General features: G+C 70.9%; 16 protein-coding genes and 6 tRNA genes. 13 read left to right on the top strand and 9 right to left on the bottom strand.

The genetic code is table 11. From position 1 onward, the window contains the following. Window positions 1–18: 18 nt before the first annotated feature. Both cobA and CW359_RS34735 read left to right on the top strand, forming a co-directional pair. Window positions 19–1,251, top strand: a complete 1,233-nt coding sequence (cobA, locus tag CW359_RS34740) for a uroporphyrinogen-III C-methyltransferase (RefSeq protein WP_105974198.1) — start codon at window positions 19–21, stop codon at window positions 1,249–1,251. A gap of 65 nt (window positions 1,252–1,316) precedes the next feature. Next, on the top strand, window positions 1,317–2,135 hold the full coding sequence (locus CW359_RS34735; protein WP_105974197.1) for a TrmH family RNA methyltransferase: 819 nt from the start codon (window positions 1,317–1,319) through the stop codon (window positions 2,133–2,135). Window positions 2,136–2,233: 98 nt separating this feature from the next. On the opposite strand, the gene CW359_RS34730 is transcribed toward CW359_RS34735, so the two are convergent. Then, window positions 2,234–3,655 (bottom strand): serine/threonine-protein kinase, encoded by a 1,422-nt coding sequence (locus tag CW359_RS34730; protein ID WP_105974196.1) that lies wholly within the window; start codon window positions 3,653–3,655, stop codon window positions 2,234–2,236. 196 nt (window positions 3,656–3,851) lie between these two features. Here CW359_RS34730 and CW359_RS34725 point away from each other — a divergent pair, with 196 nt between their 5' ends. The 4 genes from CW359_RS34725 (at window position 3,852) to CW359_RS34705 (ending at window position 6,376) form a co-directional block, all read left to right on the top strand. Continuing rightward, window positions 3,852–4,085, top strand: coding sequence for a hypothetical protein (locus CW359_RS34725; protein ID WP_105974195.1), 234 nt, complete (start codon window positions 3,852–3,854; stop codon window positions 4,083–4,085). Between the two features lie 239 nt (window positions 4,086–4,324). Then, window positions 4,325–4,534, top strand: a complete 210-nt coding sequence (locus tag CW359_RS34720; RefSeq protein ID WP_105974194.1) for a hypothetical protein — start codon at window positions 4,325–4,327, stop codon at window positions 4,532–4,534. Between the two features lie 389 nt (window positions 4,535–4,923). Then, entirely contained in the window at window positions 4,924–5,964 is a 1,041-nt protein-coding gene (locus CW359_RS34710; RefSeq protein ID WP_105974193.1) for a phosphotransferase, read from the top strand. Window positions 5,965–6,079: 115 nt separating this feature from the next. After that, entirely contained in the window at window positions 6,080–6,376 is a 297-nt protein-coding gene (locus CW359_RS34705) for a TFIIB-type zinc ribbon-containing protein (RefSeq protein ID WP_105974192.1), read from the top strand. A 56-nt stretch (window positions 6,377–6,432) separates the two neighbouring features. On the opposite strand, the gene CW359_RS34700 is transcribed toward CW359_RS34705, so the two are convergent. The 5 genes from CW359_RS34700 to CW359_RS34680 form a co-directional block, all read right to left on the bottom strand. Continuing rightward, window positions 6,433–6,504 (bottom strand) — tRNA-Val (locus CW359_RS34700). 42 nt (window positions 6,505–6,546) lie between these two features. Next, a tRNA-Val gene (locus tag CW359_RS34695) sits at window positions 6,547–6,618 on the bottom strand. 35 nt (window positions 6,619–6,653) lie between these two features. Then, a tRNA-Val gene (locus CW359_RS34690) sits at window positions 6,654–6,725 on the bottom strand. Between the two features lies 1 nt (window position 6,726). After that, window positions 6,727–6,800: transfer RNA gene (locus CW359_RS34685), tRNA-Cys, on the bottom strand. A gap of 39 nt (window positions 6,801–6,839) precedes the next feature. Continuing rightward, window positions 6,840–6,912 (bottom strand) — tRNA-Gly (locus tag CW359_RS34680). Window positions 6,913–7,067: 155 nt separating this feature from the next. Here CW359_RS34680 and CW359_RS34675 point away from each other — a divergent pair. The 3 genes from CW359_RS34675 (at window position 7,068) to CW359_RS34665 (ending at window position 9,837) form a co-directional block, all read left to right on the top strand. Further along, window positions 7,068–8,120 (top strand): chorismate-binding protein, encoded by a 1,053-nt coding sequence (locus CW359_RS34675; protein ID WP_105974191.1) that lies wholly within the window; start codon window positions 7,068–7,070, stop codon window positions 8,118–8,120. Next, on the top strand, window positions 8,117–8,938 hold the full coding sequence (locus tag CW359_RS34670) for an aminotransferase class IV (RefSeq protein ID WP_105974190.1): 822 nt from the start codon (window positions 8,117–8,119) through the stop codon (window positions 8,936–8,938). Before CW359_RS34675 ends, CW359_RS34670 begins: the two co-directional genes overlap by 4 nt. 74 nt (window positions 8,939–9,012) lie before the next feature. After that, a complete protein-coding gene (locus CW359_RS34665; protein ID WP_105974189.1) occupies window positions 9,013–9,837 on the top strand; it encodes a GNAT family N-acetyltransferase in 825 nt (274 codons plus the stop codon). A gap of 52 nt (window positions 9,838–9,889) precedes the next feature. On the opposite strand, the gene CW359_RS34660 is transcribed toward CW359_RS34665, so the two are convergent. Further along, complete coding sequence (locus CW359_RS34660) at window positions 9,890–10,441, bottom strand: DsbA family protein (protein ID WP_105974188.1); 552 nt, start codon at window positions 10,439–10,441, stop codon at window positions 9,890–9,892. Between the two features lie 127 nt (window positions 10,442–10,568). Here CW359_RS34660 and CW359_RS34655 point away from each other — a divergent pair, with 127 nt between their 5' ends. Continuing rightward, on the top strand, window positions 10,569–11,096 hold the full coding sequence (locus tag CW359_RS34655) for a hypothetical protein (RefSeq protein ID WP_105974187.1): 528 nt from the start codon (window positions 10,569–10,571) through the stop codon (window positions 11,094–11,096). A gap of 252 nt (window positions 11,097–11,348) precedes the next feature. After that, window positions 11,349–11,501 (top strand): hypothetical protein, encoded by a 153-nt coding sequence (locus CW359_RS46075; protein WP_006375961.1) that lies wholly within the window; start codon window positions 11,349–11,351, stop codon window positions 11,499–11,501. Between the two features lie 91 nt (window positions 11,502–11,592). Here the strand turns inward: CW359_RS46075 and CW359_RS34650 are convergent, their stop codons facing one another. Both CW359_RS34650 and CW359_RS34645 read right to left on the bottom strand, forming a co-directional pair. Beyond that, complete coding sequence (locus CW359_RS34650) at window positions 11,593–12,150, bottom strand: CGNR zinc finger domain-containing protein (protein WP_105974186.1); 558 nt, start codon at window positions 12,148–12,150, stop codon at window positions 11,593–11,595. A gap of 257 nt (window positions 12,151–12,407) precedes the next feature. Continuing rightward, the gene (locus CW359_RS34645) at window positions 12,408–12,821 is read right to left on the bottom strand and encodes an SsgA family sporulation/cell division regulator (protein ID WP_004002642.1); all 414 of its coding nucleotides are present in this window, start codon (window positions 12,819–12,821) and stop codon (window positions 12,408–12,410) included. Window positions 12,822–13,012: 191 nt separating this feature from the next. Between CW359_RS34645 and CW359_RS34640 the strand changes: the two genes are divergently transcribed. Both CW359_RS34640 and CW359_RS34635 read left to right on the top strand, forming a co-directional pair. After that, complete coding sequence (locus CW359_RS34640) at window positions 13,013–13,465, top strand: TIGR02611 family protein (protein ID WP_105974185.1); 453 nt, start codon at window positions 13,013–13,015, stop codon at window positions 13,463–13,465. A 54-nt stretch (window positions 13,466–13,519) separates the two neighbouring features. Further along, a tRNA-Val gene (locus CW359_RS34635) sits at window positions 13,520–13,591 on the top strand. Window positions 13,592–14,499 lie beyond the last annotated feature (908 nt).

Below are 14,499 nucleotides of genomic sequence, written 5' to 3'. Positions count from 1 at the left end.
AGAGGGAGCCGCACCCCCATGGCCGAACACCCCGCCTACCCCGTAGGCCTCCGCCTCACCGGCCGCCGAGTGGTCGTCCTGGGCGCCGGCCAGGTGGCCCAGCGCCGCCTCCCCGCCCTCATCAGGGCAGGCGCGGACATCCTCCTCGTATCGCCGTCCGCCACCCCCTCGGTGGAGGCGATGGCGGACGCGGGCGAACTCACCTGGGAGCGCCGCCACTACGAGGACGGCGACCTGACGGACGCCTGGTACGTCCTGATCGCGACCGGCGACGCCCAGGCCAACACCCGGGCCTCCGCCGAGGCCGAACGGCGCCGCATCTGGTGCGTCCGCTCCGACGACGCCGACGAGGCGACCGCCTGGACCCCGGCGACCGGCCACAGCGAGGGCGTCACGGTCGCGGTGCTCACCACGGACGCCAAGGGCCGCGACCCCCGCCACACCGCCGCCATCCGCGACGCGGTCGTCGAGGGCCTGCGCGACGGCACGCTCGTCGCCCCCCACCACCGCACCCGCGCCCCCGGAGTCGCCCTGGTCGGCGGCGGCCCCGGCGACCCGGACCTGATCACGGTCAGGGGCCGCCGCCTCCTCGCCGAGGCGGACGTGGTCATCGCGGACCGCCTGGGCCCGCGCGACCTCCTCGCCGAACTCCCGCCCCACGTCGAGGTGATCGACGCCGCGAAGATCCCGTACGGCCGTTTCATGGCCCAGGAGGCCATCAACAACGCGCTGATCGAACACGCCAAGCTGGGCAAGAGGGTCGTACGGCTGAAGGGCGGCGACCCCTACGTCTACGGCCGGGGCATGGAGGAGGTCCAGGCGCTGGCCGAGGCGGGCATCGCCTGCACGGTCGTCCCGGGCATCTCCAGCTCGATCTCGGTACCGAGCGCGGCCGGTATCCCGGTCACGCACCGAGGGGTGGCGCACGAGTTCACGGTGGTCAGCGGCCATGTCGCCCCCGACGACGAACGCTCCCTCGTCGACTGGCCGTCCCTCGCGAAGCTGACCGGCACGCTCGTCGTCCTCATGGGCGTCGACAAGATCGGCCGGATCGCGGAGACCCTGGTCGCGCACGGCAAGTCCCCGGACACCCCGGTCGCCCTGGTCCAGGAGGGCACGACAGCGGCCCAGCGCCGGGTCGACGCGACCCTGGCCACGGTCGCCGAGACGGTCCGTACGCAGGACGTGAAGCCGCCCGCGGTGATCGTGATCGGCGCGGTGGTGAACGTGGGCCCCGCGGAGTTGACGTAACCCCCGGTAACACAACCCGTTCCCAGCCGTTGGCACCGCACCCAGGACAAGGCAGTATCACCCCTGTGGCCGATCTCATCACCGTCGAGGACCCCGACGACCCGCGCCTGCACGACTACACGGGCTTGACCGACGTCGAACTGCGCCGCAAGCGCGAGCCCGCGGAGGGTCTTTTCATCGCCGAGGGCGAAAAGGTCATCAGACGGGCCAAGGACGCCGGTTACGAGATGCGCTCGATGCTCCTGTCCGCGAAGTGGGTCGACGTCATGCGCGACGTCATAGACGAACTCCCGGCCCCCGTCTACGCGGTCAGCCCGGAACTGGCGGAACGCGTCACCGGCTACCACGTGCACAGGGGCGCCCTGGCCTCCATGCAGCGCAAGCCGCTCCCCACGGCCGACGAACTCCTCCAAACGGCACGCCGGGTGGTGGTCATGGAGTCGGTCAACGACCACACCAACATCGGCGCGATCTTCCGCAGCGCGGCTGCTCTGGGCATGGACGCGGTCCTGCTGTCTCCCGACTGCGCGGACCCCCTGTACCGACGCAGCGTCAAGGTCTCGATGGGCGCGGTCTTCTCGGTCCCGTACGCCCGCCTGGACACCTGGCCCAAGAGCCTGGACTCGGTCCGCGAGGCGGGCTTCACCCTCCTCGCCCTCACCCCGGACGAGAAGGCCAAAACCCTGGACGAGACGGCCCCCCACAAGATGGACCGGGTCGCCCTGATGCTGGGCGCGGAGGGCGACGGCCTCTCCACCCAGGCCCTGGTGGCGGCCGACGAATGGGTCCGCATCCCGATGGCCCACGGAGTCGACTCCCTCAACGTGGGCGCGGCAGCGGCGGTGGCCTTCTACGCGGTGGCGACGGGCCGCCCCCAACCCTGAGCCGACGACCCTTGAGGTGGACGCGCCCTTAAGGGGCGCGGGGAACTGCGCGACAAGCCCCCACGACCCCGCAGCCAAAGAACCACCCACCCATACCCCTACCCGGCAGGGCGAGGCTGCACCTGCTGCTCCTCCTGTTGCTGCTGCTGCCCGTTGCCACCACGCCAACTGTCGTCCCCGAGCCCACGACTGGGCCCCTGACACCCCTGAGCCGCAGCGATCCCCAGCGCAACCAGCAGCGTGACGACGACGAACACGAACAACCGCTGCCGCAACAGTCGGGGATTGGCGGGCCGCCGCCCGGTCCCCGTACCACGCGGCGCCGGCCGCCCGGCACCACTGCGCGGCCCGGGCCGGCCCGCGTTCCGGGAGCCGGGAACAGGCCGGGCCCCGGAACGGGACGAGGACGAGGGGCCACCACTACGTGAGCCGGTGCCACCTCGCGAGGGACTGTCCCCCCGAGGAACACCGCTCCCACCCCGCGACGGCACACCCCCACGGGCTCCCGAGGCTGGCCCCTGCGGACGCCGCTGAGGCTGCGAGGGAGCCTGCGACTGGGATTGCGAGTGTGACTGCGGCTGAGTCTGATGGTGATACGGAGGCCGCTGATCCGGATAGCTCTCGGTGAGCCGCCCGGTGGGCCGCTCCGCCTCGGCGGAACGGGGCGCGGGCGGCCGGACGTCGGCCATGCCCTGCGCCTCGCGCGCGGCGATCTCCTTGAGCCGCAAGGACAGTTGGAGCGTGCTGGGCCGCTCTTCGGGATCCTTCGCGAGGCAGGCCCGTACGAGGGGTGCCAGGGCGTCAGGAACACCCTGGAGGTGGGCCTCCTCATGGACCACCCGGTAGAGCATGACCTCGGAACTGCCGTGCCCGAAGGGCGAGTCGGCCATCGAGGCGTACGCGAGAGTCGCCCCGAGCGAGAACACGTCGGTGGCCGGAGTGACAGCGGCCCCGCGCACCTGTTCGGGAGCGAGGAAACCGGGCGACCCGACCGCGGTACCGACATGGGTGAGTGTGGACGCCCCGGTCGCCCAGGCGATACCGAAGTCGATGATCCGGGGCCCCTTGGGGGACAACAGGATGTTGGACGGCTTGAGATCCCGGTGCACGACCCCGGCCTCGTGCACGGCGACGAGCCCCTCGGAGAGGGCGGCACCGATGGAGGCGACGTCGGCGGCGGTGAGCGGTCCCTCGTCGACGACCTTGTCGTGCAGCGAGGGCCCGGGCACGTACTGAGTGGCGAACCAGGGCCGATCGGCATCAAGATCGGCGGCGACGAGCCGTGCCGTACACCCGCCCCGAATCCGCCGCGCGGCGGACACTTCACGCGCGAACCGGGACCGGAACTCCTGATCCTCGGCAAGATCGGGCCGGATCACCTTCAGGGCAACCCGCTGCCCCCGCTTGTCGGAACCCAGGTAGACGACGCCCATCCCGCCCGCGCCGAGCCGTCTGTGAAGCCTGAACGAGCCGACGACGCGCGGGTCCTCGCGCCTCAGGCGCATCATCGCCATGTTCATCCCCGCTGCCCGGTCCGTTTGACGAGCGACAGCTTACGTTTCCCCGGCCGGGTGCGCGCAGAGGCCGCGCCCTCTCGTCCCGATGGATTGTCAGTGCCGGGTGGGAGACTTGAGAGGTGGTCAGGGAGCGCGCGAACAGGGCGGCTTGACGGCGCGTGTGATCCCAACCACCCGTCACAGAAGGGGGATTGGACCCGTGAAGGGTGACCGCGTGGAGATAGTCGTGGATGCCGGGGACACAACTCGTACATATGAGGTGGTGGCCAGCAGGGCGGGCCGCAGGGTGGAGACGGCGGTGCGCAGGGGAGTGGTGGAAGTGAGCGAAGTCACCCGGAACGGCTCGGTGGTGCGCACGGCCCGCTTCATGGCGACCCGGGTCCTGGCCCTGGTCGAACAGCCGGTGCCGAGGGACGACAGCCCGGAACAGTAGGGACACACCGGGCACCCCCTCCGGGAAGACCCTGAGACCTAGGACCCCGTCTCCACCCAGGGGAGTACTCCGCAGGTCACGGGTCATCCTCCGGGAGGCCCGTCATTCGGTACGAGGGCATGACGACCGGTCGTCGTCGGCAGCCTAGATTTGAGGTCAAGCGGCGGGTGCAGCACTCGTCCCCCGAGGTCAGACACCCGCCGCTGCCAACCAACAAGAGAACGGTCAGGAGAGGGACCATGGCCCACACGGCATCGCGGACGGCGCTCCGCACCCAGGGACGCAAGGCATACGCCGCAGCGTTCCGCCCGCGCCGACAGGGCCAGCGTCACCCACTGGTGGCGACGGCGATGGTCCTCCCCCTGGCAGCCCTGCTCGTGGTCGTCTTCGGCGGCTGGGAAGCAGTGGTCACACAAGCGTCGTCCGTGGGAGTGATGCTGGGGCGCTGAGCGGCGACCCCAGGCCCGGAAGAGCGGTCCGGGCGGGGACATCCACCCATGAAACCCCGTGGGGACGGGGGTGCGGCGGACGGCAAAAAATGCCCGCGCAGCTGGGGAGCTGCGCGGGCATTGCTTTGCCCTCCAGCCCGTCCGGCGTTTGAGGACGAGGCCGTTGAGGCCGTTGAGGCCGATGGGGGCCAGGGGCGAAGCCCCGGGCGGGGTGCAGGGGACGCAGTCCCCGCCGGGGGTCCAGGGGCAGCGCCCCTGGCGGGGTCGAAGGGGCGGAGCCCCTGGGGATGGGAACGGGTAGGGGCGGCGGGGGCGAAAACACCCGACCTCACCCCACCACCCCCGGCCCCGTACCCTCACCCCCACACCCGCACCGCCCAGGGAGCCCCGTGACAGCCACCCCCTTGCTCTCCGCCCTCACCGCCCGAGCGAGGGCCAAGGCCCACACCCACACCCGCACCACCACCCCAACCCCCTGCCCCTGCGGAGCGGAAACCCTCACCGACCGCCCCGACGCCACAGTCGTCCGCCACGCCGACACCGTCGCGAAGGCCCACGCCCCCGACACCACCCCCGCCGAACTGACCGCCCGCCTCACCACAGCCACCCACCTCCCCGGCATACTCCTGCCCCCGCTCACCCCCACGCCCACGGACCTCCACGGCAGGCTCGTCACGTTCTGGCCGTACGGCACCCCGGTGGACCCGGAGGATCCGGACGCGGCCCCCTGGGAGGACGCGGCCACCCTCCTCGCCCGCCTCCACCGCACCCCCGCCCCACCCGGACTACCGCCCATGCGAGGCCCGGCCAAGGCGGCGCAGGCCATCACCCGCCTCCGGGCCACCACCCCACAGCCGGCCACAACCCCCGTCCTCGCGGCCTGGGCGACCCTGCCGCCCTGGGCCCGGGCCGAGGCCCCGATGCGGGAAGCCCCCGGCGTGCACCCCCTCCCAGGCCACACCCACACTCACACCGCCACCGCCACCGCCACCGCCACCCACACCCACACCCACCCCACAACAACAACCCTCTGCCACGGCGACCTCCACCTGGGCCAGCTCGTACGCCACCCCGCCCCCGACGGCCCCTGGCTGCTGATCGACGTGGACGACCTCGGCATCGGCACCCCCACCTGGGACCTGGCCCGCCCGGCCGCCTGGTACGCCTGCGGACTCCTCCCGCCCGACGAATGGACCCGCTTCCTCACCGCCTACCGCACGGCGGGCGGCCCGGCCGTACCCCCCGACGGCGACCCCTGGCCCGCTCTGGACGTCGCCGCCCGCGCCCTCACCGTGCAGACGGCGGCCCTGGCGATCGTCAAGGCGACAGCGGCGGACCGCCCACTGGACGACGTACAGCAGGCTGTTGTCGACGCGTGTGCCCGAATGGGTTCCGTACCGCCCGAGTTGGCGCACGAATACGCGAAGTAGGGTGCAACCGCACGGAGCCGGACAGAGTCTGTCCTGGCGAGAAGCGAATGAAGATCAAGCAGAACCACGAAGCAGAACCACGAAGCAGCACCGACCGGCAGGAGTTGAGCCGAGCATGCAGTGTCCGAAGTGCCACGCCCCGATGCACACGTACAACCGCAACGGAGTCCAGATCGAGCAGTGCAGCGGCTGCCGGGGGATCTTCCTCGACTACGGCGAGCTGGAGGCGCTGACCCGCGTGGAGTCCCAGTGGTCGGGCCCCGCCGCCCCGCCCCAGGCCCCGCAGGCCTACCCCGCCCCGCCCGCCCCCGCCTGGGGCGCCCCGCACGGCGGCCACCACGGTGGCGGCCATGGCGGCCACTACGGCGGCAAGCGCCACAAGAGCTTCGGCCACATGCTGTTCTCCAGCTGACCGGAACCACGAAGAAGCCCCCGACCGTATCAAGACGGCCGGGGGCTTCCGGTATGTGGACGATACTGGGATTGAACCAGTGACCTCTTCCGTGTCAGGGAAGCGCTCTCCCGCTGAGCTAATCGTCCTTATTCACTACTCACTGCGTGAAACTCACCGCATGCACTGCGTGCGCGATACTGGGATTGAACCAGTGACCTCTTCCGTGTCAGGGAAGCGCTCTCCCGCTGAGCTAATCGCGCGAAGACCCTTGCGGATCAAGGTCCTTGCGGACCAGTGGACGATACTGGGATTGAACCAGTGACCTCTTCCGTGTCAGGGAAGCGCTCTCCCGCTGAGCTAATCGTCCTTGGAGGTGGAGACGGGATTTGAACCCGTGTAGACGGCTTTGCAGGCCGTTGCCTCGCCTCTCGGCCACTCCACCAGGAGTGCGGGGGTTCGGGAAGATCCCCCTCTTCCTGCGAGCGGACGACCAGGTTCGAACTGGCGACCTCAACCTTGGCAAGGTTGCGCTCTACCAACTGAGCTACGTCCGCGTGTCGTTTCGGTGCGCTCTCGCGTCCCGGCGACGAGTTGAACTCTAGCGGATTCCGGGGCCAGCACAAAAACGCGTTTGTGCAGCGTGCTGCGCTGTGCCTGCTCGAAGACATGGTCAGGGCACCCGCAGGACACCCGCCATAGACTCGGCGGTGTGTCCGATCTCGCTCCGCTCGCCCGCTTCGGCGGCCTCGTCGCCACCGGTCTCCTCGACGTCACCGGCGATCCCGAGGCCCTCGACTCCACCGGTTTCTGGGCCGTGTCCGCGGACTACGAGGGCCGCCTGACCTGCGCCCGCTTCCAGGACGTACGAGAGGAGGCGGTCCCCGCACCGGCCTCGGGACCGGGGGAGTGGCGCGGCCCGGCCGCCGGTGACTGGACGTCGTCCCTCGACCGCACCGCGTACACCGAGGGCGTACGCCGCATCCGCGAGCACATCGCCGCCGGCGAGGTCTACCAGGCGAACCTCTGCCGCGTACTGTCCGCCCCCGTCGCCCCGGACGCCGACGTCGACGCCCTCACCGCACTTCTCGCCCACGGCAACCCCGCACCGTACGCAGGAACGATCCGCCTGCCCGGCCACGGCGTCGAGATCGCCACCGCGTCCCCCGAACTCTTCCTCCGCCGCGTCGGCCGTACCGTCGAATCGGGCCCGATCAAGGGCACCGGACACACCGAGGCGGACCTCCTGGAGAAGGACTACGCCGAGAACGTGATGATCGTGGACCTGGTCCGCAACGACATCGGGCGCGTCTGCGCCACCGGTTCGGTGACCGTCCCCGAACTGTGCGTCGTCGAGAAGCACCCGGGCCTGGTCCACCTCGTCTCGACGGTACGGGGCGAGCTGCGCCCGCAGACCGGCTGGCCGGAGCTGCTGGCGGCGGCCTTCCCGCCCGGCTCGGTCACCGGCGCCCCCAAGTCGAGCGCCCTGCGGATCATCGACGCCCTGGAGACGGCCCCCCGGGGCCCGTACTGCGGCGGCGTCGGCTGGGTCGACGCGGACCGGGGCACGGGCGAACTGGCCGTCGGCATCCGCACGTTCTGGATCGACCGGGCCGCGGGCATGCTGCGCTTCGGCACCGGCGCGGGCATCACCTGGGGTTCGGACCCCGAGGCGGAGTGGCGCGAGACCGAACTGAAGGCGTCCCGGCTGCTCGCGATAGCGTCGGGGACGTATGGGTCCAGTGGAGAGGGAACGTTGACGTGAAGCTCTGGCTCGACGGCGGACTGCAGGACATCGGGACCGCCCGCGTCTCCGTGTTCGACCACGGACTCACCGTGGGCGACGGCATCTTCGAGACCGTGAAGGCGGTCCACGGCCGCCCCTTCGCCCTCACCCGCCACCTGGACCGCCTGACCCGCTCGGCCCGCGGCCTCGGCCTGCCCGACCCCGACCTCGACGAGGTCCGCCGCGCCTGTACGGCCGTACTCGATGCCAACCCGATGCCGCTCGGCCGCCTGCGCATCACGTACACCGGCGGCCACGGCCCCCTGGGCTCCGACCGGGGCGAGCACGGCCCGACCCTGGTCGTCGCCCTCGGCGAGTCCGGCCGCCGCCCCGACACGACCGCCGTGATCACGGTCCCCTGGACACGCAACGAACGCGGCGCCGTCACCGGCCTCAAGACCACCTCGTACGCCGAGAACGTCGTCGCCCTCGCCAGGGCACGCGAACAGGGCGCGTCCGAGGCCCTGTTCGGCAACACCGTCGGCCAACTGTGCGAGGGGACAGGGTCGAACGTCTTCGTGGTCCTGGACGGCGAGATCCACACCCCGCCGCTCGCCTCCGGCTGCCTCGCGGGCGTCACGCGCGCGCTCGTCGTCGAGTGGACGGGCGCCCGGGAGACCGACCTGCCGCTGGACGTCCTGCAGCACGCCGACGAGATCTTCCTGACATCCACGCTGAGGGACGTACAGGCCGTGTCGCGTGTCGACGACCGCCAACTCCCGGGCGCACCGGGCCCGGTGACCGCCAAGGCGATGCGGGTGTTCGACGAACACGCGGCTGACGACCTGGACCCCTGAGCGAGGCGCAAGATCGAAGAACGCCTGGCTAAAACAGGCTGACGCAGGCGTCGCGAGCGGGTAGAAAAAGCCTGATGACCACCACTCTGCGGCCGACCGAGCCGCTCCAGCGCGAGGCCGACGGATCGCGTTCGCGTCGATACCAGGTGTGCGTGAACAGCCGTCCCGTCGGCGCGGTACACCTCGGCACCGACCCCGTCTTCGGGGACTCGGTGGCCAAGATCCTGGATCTGCGGATCGACGAGCCCGACCGTCGGCGCGGCCGGGGCACGGTGGCCGCGCTCGCGGCCGAGGAGGTGGTACGAGGCTGGGGCTGCCGGCGTATCGAGGTGTCCGTCCCGGCCGACGTACCGGCGGCGCTGCGGCTCGCGACCGCGCTCGGCTACGTGCTGCGCAACCGCCGTATGGACAAGGCCCTCGGCACCACCGCGCCCGAACTGCCCGCCGGGAGCCGTGGCCGGCCCATGACGGAGGCCGAGTTCGTGGTGTGGGACGCGGCGGGCAGGCTGGACTACGCGGAGAGCTGGATCGCGCGGGGAGTGCCGGCGGCGGAGGCGCACGCCAAGGCGAAGCGGGATCATGAGCGGATGCTGTCGCGGGGTGTGGCCAGCGAGGGCGTGACCCTCAGCGTCCTGGAACACGAGGGCACGCGGGTCGGCACCCTGTGGATGGGCTCCCGCGACGGCCGCGCCTTCGTCTACAAGGTCGAGGCCGACGCGGAGCACCGGGGCAGAGGCCACGGCCGCACCCTGATGCTCCTGGCGGAGGCCCAGTCGATCGCGGCGGGCCACCCGGAGATCTCCCTGAACGTCTTCGCGGGCAACACCCCGGCGGAACGGCTCTACGAGTCGCTGGGATACGAGACGGTGACCCACCACATGTACAAGGACCTGCTGTAGACCCGTCCTCCCCCGCGTGCCGGGGAGGGGGCAGTCGGACGTGTGACGGGTCTCAGGCCTCCTGGCCACCGGCCGGCAGCAGCAGCCGGTCCACGATCTCCTCGATCCGCTCCCGCAGCCCCTCCTGGCTCTTGCCGCCGTCGAGCCGCTCACCGTCGATGACATACGTCGGCGTGCCCGTCACGCCGATGGCCTTGCCCTCGGCCTGGTCGGCGTCGACGATCAGGATGTGCCGGCCGTCGATCAGCGCGGTGTCGAACTCCTCGGCGTCGAGACCGAGTTCACCGGCCACCTCGACCAGGAAGGGTTCACCCCTACGGTCCAGCTCCTCGACCCGCCCGAGCACCGCCTCGACGTACGGCCACCCCCGCCCCTGCTCCACCGCCTCCTCGGCGGCCTGCGCGGCGGCGAAGGCGTGCTTGTGCCGCTCCAGCGGGAAGTGCCGCAGCCGCACCTCCAGCCGGTCGCCGTAGCGGGCCCGCAGGGCGTGTACGTCGTCCAGGGCACTGCGGCAGTCCGGACACTGCAGCTCGCACCAGACCTCCAGTACGGGGACGGGGACCGGGACGGAGGCACCGGCGGACACGGGGGAGGAGTCACTCATGGGCACCAGTTTCCCAGCCGCGACCACGACCGTCGTACGAGGGGACCTGGACCTGCGGAGGAGCCGACCCGGAGATGTCCCTGATGTCGGGCCGAGGCATGGCATCCGGGGGTCAGGGCGGTGCAGGATGGAAGGGACGAAGCGCACGTGTGCGACCGAACCGCGCAACCGTGCGACCGAACCCTGCCTGGAGGACCGGATGATTGCCGAGACAGTCTGTTCCGCCGTCTCCGCGGCCGGCCTGGGCATCGCGGTGGTCACGGCGTACCGCAAGCGGTTTCTCGCGGCTGCCCGTATCGCCGCGTATTCGCTGGTTCCCGTCGGCCTGGTGATGACCGGGGTGGTCGGCTGGCTGGCCGACACCGCCTTCAGTCCCACCGCCTGGGCCGGCTTCGGCGTGCTCGGCGGCGCCTGGCTGCTCTTCACGGCCACACGCGCGGTGGAGCGCCGCAGGGGCGGCGGCCGTAAGGAGCGGGCGGAAATACAGGCGGCGCAGCGCCAGGCGGTGGCTCCGGCGGCCTCGGCGCCCTCCCTGGGGCAGGGACGCGGCAAGGCCTCCCGCCCGGCCGCCCAGCCCACGGCCAAGCCGCGCGGCGGCGGCGCCGGGGACGACTTCAGCGACATCGAGGCGATCCTGAAGAAGCACGGCATATGAAGAGGCGGGGCAGGGGCGTTTGAAGCGGCGCGGCGGCGGGCGTGGCGCTGGAGCGAGGGCGTGCCGGGCGCACCGGGCGTACCGACCGAGCCGGGTGTGCTGACTGAAACGACACAATCGGCCGGGAGGCGACGGAGGTCGCTCGGAAGCGATCATGACTCGCTGCGGACATTACGGAATTCGGCGAACTACCGCACATTCCGGGTGTGTTGATCGCGTCGAGGGTCTCGGCTGCGTCATCATCGCGACGAGATGCTGGACACAACACAGAGCGAGGCCGTGCCGCCGAAGGACGAGCCGCGCGGGTGCCTCTTCGCCCTTTCCCAGCCACCGCTGATGATCTTCCTTGCGGTGATCGGGTGTCTGCTGCTCATGGCTTCGTTGCACGATCTGCTGTTGCTGTGAGCTGTACACGCCAGTCCCCGGCGCCACCCGCCGGGGACTGCGTCAGCACCACCCCATGCTCTTCCCCTACCCCCCGTCCCCTCCCGCCCGGTCAGCCCGCCGACTCCTTCCGGCGCGCCCGGTAGGCCGCGACATGGAGCCGGTTTCCGCAGGTGCGGCTGTCGCAGTAGCGCCGGGACCGGTTGCGGGAGACGTCGACGAAGGCGTGTCGGCAGTCCGGGGCCTCGCAGCGCCGCAGCCGCTCCTGCTCGCCGGCGACCACGAAGAAGGCGAGGGCCATCCCGCAGTCGGCCGCGAGATGGTCGGCGATGGACGCGCCGGGGGCGAAGTAGTGCACATGCCAGTCGTAGCCGTCGTGGTCGGTGAGCCGGGGCGTGGTGCCGGCGGCGGCGACCAGCTCGTTGATGAGCGTGGCGGCGGTCCGGGCGTCCTGGGCCGCGAAGATCCCGGCGAACCGGCCGCGGATCCTGCGCACGGCGGCGAGATCGAACTCCGAGAGCGCACCGATATCGCTTATGTCGTGCTTTCGTACAAACTTTCCGAGCGCGTCGACATCGGGCAGTCCGTCCGCCGTGTCGTCGTCCGGCGCGGTGTTCACCAGATCGACCACGGCGTCGAGGGCGCACCGGGTGTCGTGGGTGATCAGCACGTTGCTCTCCCTGACCTGCCTGGGCGGTCGGCGGGCACCCGCCCGCCGATGCTGGCCGATGGTAGTGGCTCACAGCGACGGAGGGGGCCCGGGCCTTGGGGGAGGAGGGGAGCGGGCGCCGCTGAAAGGCGCCCGGACGCACCTCCGCCGCCCCGTGGAGGACCCGCGGGGCGGCGGAGGTGTGGCATATGAGGTTGTCCTGACCCGAGCCGTCTCCCCGAGTGGACGGCGCCGGGCGGCTCTGTGGGGGCCTCGTCCTAGCTCTCCGCCAGGATGTGGGACAGCTCCTGGTCAAGGTCGAAGTGGCGGTGTTCCGTGCCGGGTGGCACAGCGGCGTCCGTTCGCTTCAAGAAGGACTCCAGGGCTCGTGCGGGTGCTTCGAGCAGGGCCTCGCCCTCCGGGGAGCTGAGGGCGATGCAGACAACGCCCTGACCGTGGCTCCGGGACGGCCAGACTCGGACGTCACCGGTGCCGGTGGGCCGGTGGAGGCCCTCCGCGAGCAGGTCGCGGGCGAACACCCACTCGACGGTTTCCTCGGCTCCGGTGTGGAAGGTGGCGTGCACGGCGTAGGGATCGGCCGTGTCATACCGCAGTCCTGCGGGAACGGGCAGTGAGGACTCGCTCGACACAACGAGGCGCAGGTGCAGCTCGCAGCTGACCGTGGTGTTCATAAGCGCCAAGGCCTTTCGCTCAGTGTGCGCTCGGGGATTCGCACGTCGGCGAAATCGACATGCCACCTACGGTGTCGTTGTAAACCCCTCTGAGTGTTTTGCGTGTCTTTACGTAACTCTTCCGGCCGAGGTCTGGTTCGTCGCTTACGACCATTCCGGTGACCGGTTTCCGTCGGGTAGGGTTTGGTCGTATGAATACGGGGAGTGACAAGTCCGGCGAGGCCGCCGTGGCAGCAGATGAGGCCGGGGCCGGTGAGGCCGCGGGTGAGCGGGAGCTGGGGTCGCGAGCACCGGAATTCGTCAAAGCGCGCCGCATGCTGCACATGAGCTGGCAGGTCGGTGTGTTCGTGGTGGGCCTCGCCGTGGTGGGGGCCGGCATCGTCATGCTGCCGCTGCCCGGGCCGGGCTGGCTGGTGATCTTCGGCGGTATGGCGATCTGGGCGACCGAGTTCGTCTGGGCCCAGCTGGTGCTGCGCTGGACGAAGCACAAGGTCACGGTGGCGGCACAGCGCGCGCTCGACCCCAAGGTGCGGCGCCGCAACATCATCCTGACGACGGTCGGCCTGGTGATCATCGCGGTTCTTGTCGGAATCTACGTATGGAAGTTCGGGCTGGAAATGCCCTGGAAGATCAAGGATCAGTGAGCAGACAGGTGTCCGGCGCACCCGCTGACATGGGGTAATGTTCTCCCTGCGTCCGGGCGATTAGCTCAGTGGGAGAGCGCTTCGTTCACACCGAAGAGGTCACTGGTTCGAACCCAGTATCGCCCACCGGATCAACCACGGCCCGTGTCCACGAAAACGTGAACACGGGCCGTTGTCGTCGCCGGACCTCGCCGGCCCCCAGTCCGGCGCCGTCTGTGGGTGGGCCGTCAGCTGCCCGGCTTCGTCCGGTGCTGCTGCCCGTGCCCGGCGCCGGCCGTCGGCGGCCTGAACCTGCCCGACCTTGCCGGACCTCGACGTCCGCCCGCCCGGCGCCGGCCGTGGGTCGTCGGTCAGCTGCCCGACTTCGCTCGATGTCGCTGTCCGTGCCTGGCCTCGCCTGTCGGCGGCCCGATTCCGCTGGATCCTGCCCGGCCCCGCTCGGTACCGTCCGCCAGCTGCCCCACTTCGTCTGATGTGACTGTCCGTGCCTGGCGTCGCCTGTCGGCGGCCCGATCCCGCTGGATCCTGCCTGGCCCCGCTCGGTACCGTCCGTCAGCTGCCCGACTTCGTCCGATGTCGCTGTCCGTGCCTGGCGTCGTCCGTAGGCGGCCTGCGCCCGCCCAACCTCGCCTGCTCCTCCTGGCGCCGCTCGTGAGCTGCCCGTCGAAGCCCGATCCCGCCAGCCCCGCCCACGAGCTTCGCGCAGGCAACCTGCCTCGCTCGGCAACATCCGCGAGCCACCAGTGAACCGCGCCCGGCCCCGCCCGATCTCGTCTGTCCCCACCCGGCATCGTTCGTCAGCCGCCTGCCTCCGTCTGCCTCCGCCTGCCTCGACGGATCTCGTCTGTCTCCGCCCGGCTCCGCCCGCGAGTCGCCCGCCACCAACCTGCCCCACCCGGCACCATCCGCGAGCCGTCCACCGGCCCCTCACCCCTGCCCGCTCAACCCCTCCCACCGCACCTCATCGCAGCCACCACTCCGCCCCCTCGTTGCGAACCGCGTGCACCCCGCACATCTCGCCCACGCCCCAACAG

This window comes from Streptomyces geranii (genome assembly GCF_002954775.1).
Classification (GTDB): Bacteria; Actinomycetota; Actinomycetes; order Streptomycetales; family Streptomycetaceae; genus Streptomyces; species Streptomyces geranii.
This window is presented reverse-complemented; position numbering and strand designations above follow the sequence as displayed.